Genomic DNA, 12,256 nt, shown 5'->3' with positions numbered 1-12,256 from the left:
CGATCCTGATCCCCAAGCACGCCCGGCGTTTTACGGGGTTTGATGACAAGATCATCGCGATGTACGCCCGTGGCATGAGCGTGCGCGAGATCCGGGCATTTCTGGACGAGCAATACGGCACTGATGTGTCGCCGGAATTCATCAGCTCGGTGACCGATGAAGTCATGGAAGAGGTGCAGGCCTGGCAGAACCGGCCGCTGGATCCGATGCTGCCGGTGGTGTTCTTCGACGCACTACGGGTCAAGATCCGGGATGAAGGCCTGGTTCAGAACAAGGCGGTATATCTGGCGCTGGGCGTGCTGCCGGATGGCTCACGCGAGATTCTAGGTTTGTGGATCGAGACCACTGAAGGCGCCAAGTTCTGGATGCGGGTGTTCAACGACCTTAAAACGCGAGGCGTGCAGGACATCCTGATCGCGGTCACCGACGGTTTAAAAGGGATGCCGCAGGCGCTAGAGGTCGTGTTCCCGGCCACGACGCTGCAGACCTGCATCGTGCACCTGATCCGCAACAGTCTGAGCTACGCGGGCTGGAAGGAGCGGCGCACCATCGCCGCGGCACTGCGCCCGATCTACGCCGCCGTGAACGCTCAGGCCGCGCAAGAGGCGCTCGATGAGTTCGCTGCGAGCCCATGGGGACTGAAATACCCCATGATCGTTAAGGCCTGGAAGGACGCGTGGGAGCAGGTCATCCCATTCTTCGTGTTCCCGCCCGCGATCCGCCGCGTGATCTACACGACCAATGCGATAGAGAGCGTAAACGCGCAGCTTCGCAAGATCATCAAAACGCGCGGCCACTTCCCCACCGACGATGCAGCTATTAAGCTGCTCTGGCTGGCGCTCAGAAGCATCGCCGTCAAATGGGGATCGGCCACACACCATTGGACCGAGGCCATGCAGCAGTTCGCCGTCCTCTATGAGGAACGATTTACCCGGCCCCGTATCGACTCGCAGGCGGCTGGATAGCTAATGATGCAACGTCAGAGCAAACGCCTAGAACACAAAAATTCTGACACTCCCACGCGCCGGGCGTCTTAAGAACCACAATCGACACCTAAAACACCCGCCGAGCGCCACAAGAACCACAATCGACACCTAAAACACCCGCCAAGCGCCACAAGAACCGCAATCGACACCTAAAACACCCGCCGAGCGCCACAAGAACCGCAACCGACACCTGCCCCCGACTTTCGCCGAAAATCGATGCGCCTGCCGGCAGACAGCCTCACATCCGCAGCCCATCCCCCTCAACAGCCACCACATCATCCCCGCCAAGCGCCTGATAAACCGTGACCTGATTCACCAACCGATTCAGCATATTCTCATCGCTGGCCACCTCAGCCACCCGCCGCTTCTCCTGCGCATCCAGCCAATCCCGCAGCGGCACCGCCCCCGCCCGATACCTGACTTCGTACAGCCGCTCAGCCTCCCGAGCCGCCCGCAACGACAGATCCAGCTGCTCAGCACGAATCGACAATTGCGTCCGATTCGACAGCGCATTCTCCACATCCGCCATCGCCTGATACAGCGCCTGCCGGAACGTCACCACCCGCTCCTCAAAATCCGCTTTCGAAATCCGGATATTGAGCTGCATCTGGTTCCATTGCAGAAATGGCAACGTCAACCCCGCCCCCAACGTCCCGATCGGATTCTTCAACACATCCGACAACGTCGGGCTAGAAGTGCCCAGCGCCCCCGTCAACGTCACCGGCGGATAAAAGCTAGCCCGCGTCGCATCCACGGTAGCCAGCGACTCCCGCAACCGCAGCTCGGCCGCCCGCAGATCCGGCCGCCGCCCCAGCAACTCCGCCGGCACCCCCGCCCGCGCCTCCGGCAACGCGCTCGACGGCAACCGCATCGGATCCGCCGTGATGCGATCCGGCGGCCCATCGAACAGAATCGTCAACGCATTGATGTACTCCACCCGCTGCTGCACCAGCAGCGCATGCGCCGCCTCCTGGCTGGCAACCGTCTGCTCCGCCTCAGCCAACTCCAGCGCCGACGCCCCGCCCGCCGCGTACTGCGCCCGCACCAGATCCTGCGTGCGCCGCGCGTAGGCAATGCTCTCCTCGCTGCTGGCGATGCGTTGGTTGATGAACGCCGTCTGCCAATACAACGTTGCCGTCGTCCCCACCAGCGACAGCGCCGCGGCCTGGCGGTCCTGCTCCGTCGCCAGCGCCTCCCACTGCGCCGCATCCCGCTGGCGCGCCAGCTTGCCCCACAGATCCACCTGATAGCTCACCGTCAGCTCGGCCGAATTGGCCCGCGTGATTGCGCGATCCCCATACAGATTGCGCACCCGCGACACATTCGCGTCCCCGCCAAACTGCGGCATCAACTGATCGTCCGCCAGCCCCGCCTGGTACTGCGCCCGCCGCACGCGAATCGCCGCCGCCGCCAGATCGTTGTTGCGCGCCAGCGCCGTCTCCACCAACCTGTTCAGCACCGGATCATCGAAATTGCGCCACCAGTCGCCTCCATCGGCCAGCGAAGCCTGCGCGCCCGCATCAGCGCCCGCCCCCGCATAAGTCCAGGACGCCGGCACACTCACCGCCGGCCGCTCGTAATCCGTACGCAGCAGACCGCACCCGCCCAGCGCCAGCAACAGCGCCACGCCCAGCGGCTTGCACACCAGAGAAACTGCTTTCATCTTCCTCATTCCCGGGCCAACGCCTCGACGGGATCCAGGCGCGCCGCGTTGCGCGCCGGCAGATAGCCAAAAATCACACCGATCAGCGTCGAGCACGTGAATGCCGCCACCATCGATGCCGTGGAATAGATCATCTGGAACGAGCCGCCCGTCGCCTTGCTGACCAGCACGCCCAAGCCCAGCGACAACAGGATGCCCACCGCGCCGCCGATCAGGCACACCAGCACCGCCTCGATCAGGAACTGCTGCATGATGTCGCTGCGCCGCGCGCCCACCGCCATCCGCACCCCGATCTCGCGCGTGCGCTCGGTCACCGACACCAGCATGATGTTCATCACCCCGATTCCACCCACCATCAGCGAAATCAGCGCGATCAGCGACACCAGCAGCGTCATCGTCGCCGTCGTGCGCTCGATCGTCTTGCGCACCGCATCCGTGTTGAACACGAAAAAGTCCTTCACCACGTGCCGGCGCGTCAGCACCCGCACGATGGCCTGTTCGGCGGCCGCCGGCGGCGTTGCGTCGTTCACGCGCACCGTGATGCTCTTCAGGTGCTGCTGCCCCAGCACCCGCGACAGCGCCGTCGTATAGGGAATCCACACGTTCAGCGAATCGTTGCTGCCAAACACCGTGTCCTTCTTCTGCGTCACCCCGATCACGCGCGCCGGCATCGATCCCAGGAAAATCACCTGCCCGATGGGCTCCGTATGCGACCCGAACAGCGCACGCCGCGTGCCCTCGTCGATCACCACTTCCTGCGCGCGGCGCGCCACGCTGGTCTCGTCAAAGAACTTGCCCTCGGCCAGCTTGATCGCGCGCACCCGGAAGTATTGATCGCCCACGCCCTGGATCGACCCATTCACCGACACGTTGCGGTAACGCAGCGTATTGCTCGTGCCCACTTCCGGCGTCACGCTGTCCACATAGGACTCGCGCGCCAACGCCTCGGCGTCCGCCGCCACCAGCGTGCGGATGTTCACCGCCTTCTCGTCGCCGAAATCCTTACCCGGAAAAACCTCAACCGTGTTCGTGCCGATTGCGCTGATGTCTTCCAGGATCTTGCGCCGCGAGCCCTCGCCCAGCGCCACCACCGACACCACCGCCGCAATGCCGATGATGATGCCCAGCATCGTCAGCGACGTGCGCAGCCGATGCGCGTTCATCGCCAGCAGCGCCATGCGCAGCGCCTCGCCGCAGCGGTCCAGATACGCCTGCCAGGCCGGCCGCTGGGCCATCGCCGGGGCCTCGTCCAATGCCGTCTGATGGCGCGGCGCGTCCGGATTGCGCTTGTCCGCGACGATCTCGCCGTCACTGATCTCGATGATGCGCTGCGCGTGGCGCGCCACGTTCATATCGTGCGTGACGATGATGATCGTGTGTCCCGCCGCGTTCAGTTCTTCCAGGATGCGCAGCACCTCCTGGCCCGTATGCGTGTCCAGGGCGCCCGTGGGCTCGTCGGCCAGGATGATGTCGCCGCCGTTCATCAGCGCCCGCGCGATACTCACACGCTGCTGCTGACCGCCGGACAACTGGCCGGGCCGGTGTTCGGAACGATCGGCCAGGCCCAGGCGCGCCAGCAAGGCCGAAGCCCGCTCCAGCCGCGCCTCGCGGCGCTTGCCCGCGTAGACGGCCGGAACCTCCACGTTGCCCTGCGCGCTCAGGTCCGCCAGCAGGTGATAGCGCTGGAAGATGAACCCGAAGTGCTCCCGGCGCAGCTCCGCAAGTTCGTCGGGATCCAATTCGCCCGTGCTGCGGCCGTCGACCTTGTAATCGCCGCGCGTGGGCCGGTCCAGGCAGCCCAGGATGTTCATGAGCGTCGACTTGCCCGAACCGGACGCCCCCACGATGGCGACCATCTCGCCCGCCTCGATCGTCAGGTTGACGTCTTTCAGGACCGCGATCGTCTGGTCGCCCGCCGGAAACTCGCGGCGCACGCCCGACAGGGAAATGAGCGGACCGCTCATGTCAGGCTCCCGGCTTGGCGGCGGCCGGCGACGAATCCGCCGACACGACGCGTTCGCCCACCTCCAGGCCTTCCAGCACCTGCGCCTGCACATTGTTGTTCATGCCGATGCGGACCTGGCGCGTCTCGGTCTTGTTGCCTTCCCCCACCACGCGCACTTCGTAGCGCCCGTCCGCGCCCCGCTTGCCCAGCGCCGACGCCGGCACCACCACCGCCCCCTTGGCCTCGCCCAGCACGATGAAGACCTGCGCCGTCATCGAGATGCGCAGCTTCTCGTCGGGGTTGGGCACGTCGAACAGCCCGTTGTAATAGACCGCGGCGCTGGTGGACGTGCTGGTCGAGGACGTCAGCGACGACGCCGCGTCATCCTTCTGGATGGAATCCGGGGCCGGTTCCACCGCGCGCAGCGTGGCGCGGTAGCGCTCGTCCGGTTCGCCCAGGATGGTGAAGTAGACCGGCAGCCCGGGCTTGACCCGCGTCACATCGGCCTCGGAGATCTGCGCCTTGATCGTCATGGTGTCCACCTGCGCCACCTTGATGATGGTGGGCGCGCTCTGGATGGAGTTGACCGTCTGGCCTTCCTTGGTCACCACCGCCACCACCATGCCGTCGATCGGCGACACGATGCGCGTGTAACCCAGGTTGACCCGGGCCGTGTCCACCTGGATCTCGGCCTGCGCGATCTGCGCGTCGAGCGACGCGATCTCGGCACGGGTCACGGCCAGCGTGGCCTCGGCGGTCTCATAGGCCTCGCGCGAGCTGGCGTCGGCCGCCAGCATCATGCGCTGGCGCTTGAACGCCAGTTCGGCCTGCTTCAGCGTGGCGACCTTGGCCGCCCGCTCGGCGCGCCGCGTCTGCAGCGCCGCTTCGGCGTTGCGCAGCTCGTTCTGCTGGGTCAGGTCATCGATCTCGGCGACCAGTTGTCCTTTCTTGACGCGATCGCCCAGTTCCACCTTCAGGGACTTGAGCTGGCCCGTGGCCTGCGCGCCGACGCTGACGCGTTCGATGGCGTCGATGGTGCCGCTGGCCAGGACGCTGTCTTCCAGATCGGCACGGGACACCTCGGCCACGGCGAAGGTTGGCGGCGGCGGGGCCGAGAAGAATGCGGCGCGCGCACCAAAGACAAGAAGCAGGAGGATGACGGCTATCAGGACGTAGCGCTTGAACTTGCTGCGGGACTTTTTCATTGAACCTGGACGATGGGAACGGCAAGGCGCCACGGGCGGCGCCGGTAATGCTGCAAACAAACGGCGCAATTCGCTGGTGAATTGCACCGGGCGGACGTGTTCCGTTGCGTGAACGATACAACGATCCCAGGACGGTTGCGGAACCGTTTTACCGCACCTGCCGCGAACGTGCCGTCATCTTGCCGAATAAGCGCGAGACTTGTCCGGTAGAGACCGTTAACTTCGCAATGTGACTAGTCACTGTCCGCTGCAGCGCAAAATCGCATCGCCTCGACATAGCCGGACGTTACGAACAGAATGAATGCAGTTAAGCCGTGTCTACCTCCAACAGATCCCCCTCCTCGCCATCCAGTTCCCCGGAATTTTCCGGGGCGGTGCTTTTGTGCCTGCTGGCAATGATGAATCATGTGGCGCTGACCGGGGGACGGATCACCGTTTCCCTGACGGCGCTGCAGATGGGGCTGTCCACATTCACGGTGGGCACGCTGGTGGCGGTGTTTGCAGTGCTGCCCATGCTGTTTTCGGTCCGCGCGGGTCGCTGGGTGGACCGGGTCGGCATCGTCCGTCCGCTGGTCATCGGCACCACATTGGTGGCTTTCGGCACGCTACTCCCCGCTATTTCACAAACCCAGTCCGCGCTGCTGGTGGCGTCCTGCTGCATCGGCATCGGCTTCATGCTGCATCAGGTCGCCACGCAGGATCTGCTGGGACACGCCGAACCCGAGAAGCGGCTGCGCAATTTCTCGTTCATGTCATTGGCCCTGGCAGGGTCGGGATTTTCCGGTCCTTTGATCGCCGGTCTGGCCATTGACCACCTGGGTACGCGCACGGCCTTCGGCCTCCTCGCCGTCGGGCCCCTGCTCTCGGGAATCGGCCTGTATGCGCTGCGGCATCAGTTGAAGGCGGTCGACGCTGCCATCACCGGCGTGCGAGAGGCCCAGCGCCGCCGGGTGACCGAGTTGCTCGCCGTGCCCGCCTTGCGCCGAGTCCTGATGGTGAACACCATCCTGTCCGGCGCGTGGGATACCCACCTGTTCGTCGTACCGATCTTCGGCGTGGCGATTGGCTTGTCCGCCACCACCATCGGCGTCATTCTTGCGTCGTTCGCGGCGGCAACTTTCGTTATCCGGCTGGCTTTGCCGCTGATCCAGCGCCGGGTGCGATCCTGGACGCTGGTGCGCGTGGCCATGGCCACCGCGGCAATCGACTTCGTGCTTTACCCGCTGTTCACCGACGTTACCGTCCTGATCGTGCTGTCTTTCATCCTGGGACTGGCGCTGGGCTGTTGCCAACCCAGCATGCTGTCCCTGCTGCACCAATACTCACCACCGGGCCGCGCCGCCGAAGCCGTGGGCCTGCGCATGGCGCTGATCAACGGTTCGCAGGTGTCCCTGCCGTTGACCTTCGGCGCGCTGGGTGCGGTAATTGGCGTTGCCCCGCTTTTCTGGGCCTATTCCGTGGCACTGATGGCCGGGGGCTGGGCCAATCGAAATCCTCCGCACGAGCCTGAACGGAAAACGTAGTTGTGAACAAGCAGTCCTCCCCCTCCGACATCTCCGGCGCGTCCTTGCCCTTCCGGCTCTGGACGGCAGAAGAACGCCAAGCCTCGCTCGACGATGCGCTCAAACACTGGCAGGCCGGGGAAGACGTATGGGTATTCGGGTACGGATCCCTGATCTGGCGGCCGGATTTCGACTTCCAGGAACGGCGCCTGGCCACGCTGCGCGGCCACCACCGGGCGCTTTGCCTGTGGTCGCGGGTGAACCGGGGCACGCCCGAATGCCCGGGCCTGGTGTTTGGACTGGATCGCGGCGGTTCCTGCCGGGGTGTGGTCTACCGCCTGGCCGGCGACCAGGTCCCCAATTACTTTCCCGCCCTCTGGGAACGCGAGATGTCCACGGGCGCCTACCTGCCCCGCTGGATCAACTGCGCCACGGACGAAGGGGTCGTCCGCGCACTGGTCTTCATCATGAACCGCAGCAATCCCGCCTATATCCGCGCACTGCCCGAGCCGGAACTGCTGGAGATCGTGCGCCGCGCGGCGGGACGCTACGGCCCGTGCACGGACTATGTGGTGCAGACCGCCCAGGCCTTGCGGTCCGCCGGCATCCACGACGCCCGGCTCGACGCGATCGCACGCCGGCTGGAACTGGACGGCCACCCGCTGCCCGAAGGTCCCTGACGCCCAAGGGGCGAGCAGGCCCGGCGAACTTGTCCGGGGCCTGCGCGGGGTCAATGAGGGGCCGGTCTTCCAGGCGGTATAAACTCCCTGTTATCAACGCTGAACCCCTAAGACCATGTCCGTCTCTGATCTGCGTCAAAGCTACGAAAAGAATGTGCTCCTGGAAAGCCAGGCCGCCCGCTCCCCGTTCGAGCAATTCACCCGCTGGTTCGACGAGGCCCTCGCGGCCAAGGTGCCCGAACCCAACGCCATGACCCTGGCGACGGTGGATGCCAGCGGCCAGCCCAGCGCCCGCATCGTCCTCATCAAGGGCTTTGACGACCAAGGCTTCACGTTCTTCACCAATTACGAATCGCGCAAGGGCCTGGACCTGCTGGCCGAACCGCGCGCCAGCCTGCTGTTCTTCTGGCAGCCGCTGGAGCGCCAAGTCCGCATCGAGGGCGTGGTGGAAAAAGTGGCCGCCGAAGAGTCGGACGCCTACTATCACAGCCGCCCGGCCGGATCGCGCATCGGCGCCTGGGCTTCGCGCCAGAGCCAGCCCATCACCCGCGAAGAACTGGAAGCCCGCGAAAAGGAATTCCGCGAACGCTTCGGCGAACAGCCGCCCCGCCCGCCGCACTGGGGCGGCTACCGTCTGAAGCCCACCGCCTTTGAGTTCTGGCAGGGCCGGCCGTCCCGCCTGCACGACCGCCTGCGCTACGTCGCGGACGGCGCGGACTGGAAGATCGAACGCCTGTCTCCCTGATACAGGCGCCCCCGACGTGGGGCGTCCCCACGCCGGGCGCCTCCCGCGCCCGACCGAACTGTCTACTGCATGTCCGCCTCCTCCCCTGATTTCGATTCCGTCTTCTTTCGCACCGCATTGGGCCGTTACGCCACCGGCGTGACGGTCGTGACGACCGCCGGCCAGGACGGCGCGCCCATCGGCCTGACGGTCAGCTCGTTCAATTCGGTCTCGCTGAACCCGCCGCTGGTGCTGTGGAGCCTGTCGCTGGGCTCCTCGTCGCTGGAGGCCTTCGAACAGTGCGAGCGCTACGTGGTAAACGTGCTGAGCGCGGATCAGATCGCGCTGGCGCGGCGCTTCGCGACCGGCAAGACGCCGGACCGCTATGCCGGACTGCAGGTGCATTACGCGCCGGGCGGCACGCCGATGCTGGACGGCCACTGCGCCGCGTGGTTCGAATGCCGCAACCGCAGCCGCTATGTCGAGGGAGATCACGTCATCATGGTCGGAGAAGTCGAACGTTGCGGTCATAGCGGCGAGCCGCCGCTGGTGTTTCATGCGGGCGGATTCGACCTGACGCCGGCCGGCACGCGCGCCGAGAAGGCCAAATCATGAGCGTCGACGTCGATTGCGTCGTCATTGGCGCCGGCGTGGTCGGGCTGGCAATCGCCCGCGCGCTGGCCCAGTCCGGCCGCGAGGTGCTGGTGGCCGAGGCCACCGAGGCCATCGGCACCGGCACCAGCTCGCGCAACTCCGAAGTCATCCACGCCGGCATCTACTACCCCGCCGGGAGCCTGAAGGCGCGGCTATGCGTGCGTGGCAAGCATCTGCTGTACGCGTACTGCGCCGAGCGCGGCGTGCCGCACAAGCGGCTGGGCAAGCTCATCGTCGCCACCAGCCCCGAACAGGCCACGCAGTTGGAAGGCATCGCCCAACGCGCCCGAGCCAACGGCGTGGACGACCTGCAGTACATCTCGGGCGAAGAAGCCATGCGCCTGGAGCCCGCGCTGCAATGCACCGCCGCGCTGATGTCGCCGTCCACCGGCATCGTCGACAGTCACGCGCTGATGCTGTCCTTTCAGGGCGACGCCGAAAACGCGGGCGCCCAGTGCGTGTTCCATACGCCGCTTGTGTCGGGGCGTGTGCGCCCTGAAGGCGGCTTCGAGCTGCAATTCGGCGGCGATGACGCCATGCAACTGACCTGCAACGTGCTGATCAACTCGGCCGGCCTGCAGGCGCCGGCCCTGGCGCGGCGCATCGAAGGCGTGCCCGCAGACAGCATCCCCACCGATTACCTGTGCAAGGGCAGCTATTTCACGCTGTCCGGCCGCGCGCCGTTTTCGCGCCTGATCTATCCCGTGCCCCAGCATGCAGGCCTGGGCGTGCATCTGACGCTGGACATGGGCGGCCAGGCCAAGTTCGGCCCCGACACCGAATGGGTCGGCACCGAGGACTACACGCTGGACCCGTCCCGCGCCGAGGTGTTCTACGAAGCCGTCCGCAGCTACTGGCCGGCCTTGCCGGACGACGCGCTGGCGCCCGGTTACACGGGCATCCGGCCCAAGATCTCGGGGCCGCACGAACCGCCCGCCGACTTCGTCATCGCCGGCCCCGCCGTGCATGGCGTGCCGGGCCTGGTGAACCTGTTCGGCATCGAATCCCCCGGGCTGACCTCCAGCCTGGCCCTGGCGGAAGAAACCCTGGCGCGCCTGTCCGCCTGATCTCCGCCCGCTCCCTCTTTCTTATTCATCCATTTCCGCCATGCAGCACAACGACTACATCCTGACCCTGTCCTGCCCCGACCGCACCGGCATCGTCTACCGCGTCAGCGGCCTGTTGTTCGAACTGGGTTGCAACATCCTGGATTCGCAGCAGTTCGGCGACGAAGAGACCGGCCGGTTCTTTCTGCGCGTGCACTTCGACCTGCCGGTCGGCGCCTCGGCCGACGACCTGCGCGCCCGCCTGGACGCCATGTCCGCCGACTACGGCATGGAACTGAAGCTGCACGACGCGCGCCGCAAGGAACGCCTGCTCATCATGGTCAGCAAGCAGGGCCACTGCTTGAACGACCTGCTGTTCCGCGTGCACAGCGGCCATCTGCATGCCGAAGTGGCCGCCATCGTCTCGAATCACAACGACTACGCCGGCCTGGCCGCCACCTACAACATTCCGTTCCACCACCTGCCGGTCACGCCTGACACCAAGCTGGAACAGGAAAAGCAGGTGCTCAAGATCGTCGACGAGGCGAACATCGACCTGGTCGTGCTGGCGCGCTACATGCAGATCCTGTCCGCCGACATGTGCCGCGCCCTGACCGGACGCGCGATCAACATCCACCACAGCTTCCTGCCCAGCTTCAAGGGCGCGCGCCCCTACCACCAGGCGCATGCGCGCGGCGTGAAGATCATCGGCGCCACGGCCCACTACGTGACCTCGGACCTGGACGAAGGCCCGATCATCGACCAGGACATCGAGCGCGTCGACCACACGATGACCGCGCAGGACCTGACGCAGGTGGGCAGCGACATCGAATCCCTGGTGCTGTCTCGCGCCGTGCGCAGCCACGTCGAACACCGCATCCTGCTGAACCGCAACAAGACCGTCGTGTTCCGCTGATCCTCACGCCTTTGACGGGACCGCGGCGGGCGGTTGCAACGGCGGAAACGCCTGGGCCACCAACGCCACCGCGCGCTCCTGCAAGGGCGAGCGCGCCGCATCGGGCCAGATCACCTGGCTGATCGAGCGCGCATCGTGTTCGAACGCAATGAACCGCGTGCCCGCCAGCCCGCTGCGCGACAGGCACGCCGGCACGATCGACACCCCCAATCCCTGCGACACCAGCGACGCCACGCTCAGCCAGTGGCGCACCTCATGCCGGATCGCCGGCATGAAGCCGGCCGACACGCACATGGCCAGCACCGTCTCGTAATAGCTGGGCGAGGCCGCCCGCGCGAAAAAGACAAAGTCATCCTCCGCCAGATCCGCCAGCCGCAGCGTCGTGCGCTGCGCGAGCGGATGCGCGTCCGGCAGACACACGACGAACGGCTCGGCCATCAGATCACGCGCCTGCACGCCGTCCGGCACCGGATTGGCGTGGATGAAGCCCAGGTCCTGCTCGCCGCGCCGCACCGCCTCGATCTGATCATGTGAGTTCAGTTCGGTCAGCACGTGCTCCACGTCGGGCAGTTCCGTGCGCATGGCGCTCAGCAGCGCGGGCAGGCCCCGATACAGCATCGACCCCACGAAGCCGATACGCAGCCGGCCCCGCAGGCCCGCGTCCACCTGGCGCACCAGAGTGCGGACCTCTTCAGCCTGGCGCAGCAGAATCAGGGCCTCGTGGTAGAGCGCCTGGCCGGCGTCGGTCAGCTCGACATGCCGGCTGGTGCGGGCCAAGAGGCGCGCGCCGATGTTCTCTTCCAGCTGGCGGATCGCGTAGCTGAGCGGCGGCTGCGAGATGTGCAGGCGTGCCGCCGCGCGGCTGAAATGGCGCTCTTCGGCCACGGCGATGAAGTAGCGCAGCAGCCGGGGTTCCAAGTCCATGCGTCCCTCCT

At 65.9% G+C, this 12,256-nt stretch carries 11 protein-coding genes; 7 read left to right on the top strand and 4 right to left on the bottom strand.

Features of this window, described 5'->3' with window-relative positions; genetic code table 11:
• Positions 1-965: IS256 family transposase (locus B2W22_RS21200; protein ID WP_286939456.1), on the top strand; the 965-nt coding region annotated here is incomplete at its 5' end.
• A gap of 259 nt (positions 966-1,224) precedes the next feature.
• On the opposite strand, the gene B2W22_RS21195 is transcribed toward B2W22_RS21200, so the two are convergent.
• Genes B2W22_RS21195 through B2W22_RS21185 form a run of 3 tightly spaced genes read right to left on the bottom strand, consistent with a single transcriptional unit; the run spans position 1,225 to position 5,799 of the window.
• Complete coding sequence (locus tag B2W22_RS21195; RefSeq protein ID WP_175123246.1) at positions 1,225-2,649, bottom strand: efflux transporter outer membrane subunit; 1,425 nt, start codon at positions 2,647-2,649, stop codon at positions 1,225-1,227.
• Between the two features lie 5 nt (positions 2,650-2,654).
• A complete protein-coding gene (locus B2W22_RS21190) occupies positions 2,655-4,613 on the bottom strand; it encodes a MacB family efflux pump subunit (protein ID WP_175123247.1) in 1,959 nt (652 codons plus the stop codon).
• Between the two features lies 1 nt (position 4,614).
• Positions 4,615-5,799 (bottom strand): efflux RND transporter periplasmic adaptor subunit, encoded by a 1,185-nt coding sequence (locus B2W22_RS21185; protein ID WP_056568980.1) that lies wholly within the window; start codon positions 5,797-5,799, stop codon positions 4,615-4,617.
• Positions 5,800-6,113: 314 nt separating this feature from the next.
• Here B2W22_RS21185 and B2W22_RS21180 point away from each other — a divergent pair, with 314 nt between their 5' ends.
• From B2W22_RS21180 to purU, 6 genes are all read left to right on the top strand, one after another.
• A complete protein-coding gene (locus B2W22_RS21180; protein ID WP_286939455.1) occupies positions 6,114-7,322 on the top strand; it encodes an MFS transporter in 1,209 nt (402 codons plus the stop codon).
• Between the two features lie 2 nt (positions 7,323-7,324).
• Complete coding sequence (locus tag B2W22_RS21175) at positions 7,325-7,981, top strand: gamma-glutamylcyclotransferase (RefSeq protein WP_175123249.1); 657 nt, start codon at positions 7,325-7,327, stop codon at positions 7,979-7,981.
• Positions 7,982-8,096: 115 nt separating this feature from the next.
• Positions 8,097-8,726: a pyridoxamine 5'-phosphate oxidase gene (pdxH, locus tag B2W22_RS21170; protein WP_175123250.1), complete on the top strand. Its 630-nt coding sequence runs from the start codon at positions 8,097-8,099 to the stop codon at positions 8,724-8,726.
• A gap of 69 nt (positions 8,727-8,795) precedes the next feature.
• Positions 8,796-9,320 (top strand): flavin reductase family protein, encoded by a 525-nt coding sequence (locus tag B2W22_RS21165; RefSeq protein WP_175138841.1) that lies wholly within the window; start codon positions 8,796-8,798, stop codon positions 9,318-9,320.
• Complete coding sequence (locus tag B2W22_RS21160) at positions 9,317-10,426, top strand: NAD(P)/FAD-dependent oxidoreductase (protein WP_286939453.1); 1,110 nt, start codon at positions 9,317-9,319, stop codon at positions 10,424-10,426. Before B2W22_RS21165 ends, B2W22_RS21160 begins: the two co-directional genes overlap by 4 nt.
• Positions 10,427-10,466: 40 nt before the next feature.
• Positions 10,467-11,321, top strand: coding sequence for a formyltetrahydrofolate deformylase (gene purU / locus B2W22_RS21155; RefSeq protein ID WP_175184080.1), 855 nt, complete (start codon positions 10,467-10,469; stop codon positions 11,319-11,321).
• Between the two features lie 3 nt (positions 11,322-11,324).
• Here the strand turns inward: purU and B2W22_RS21150 are convergent, their stop codons facing one another.
• A complete protein-coding gene (locus tag B2W22_RS21150; protein WP_286939452.1) occupies positions 11,325-12,245 on the bottom strand; it encodes a LysR family transcriptional regulator in 921 nt (306 codons plus the stop codon).
• Positions 12,246-12,256 lie beyond the last annotated feature (11 nt).

This window comes from Achromobacter sp. UBA4530 (genome assembly GCF_002388205.1).
Taxonomy (GTDB): domain Bacteria; phylum Pseudomonadota; class Gammaproteobacteria; order Burkholderiales; family Burkholderiaceae_B; genus Achromobacter; species Achromobacter animicus.
Note: the sequence above shows the minus strand (reverse complement) of the source record. Positions and strands in the feature narration are given on the sequence as shown.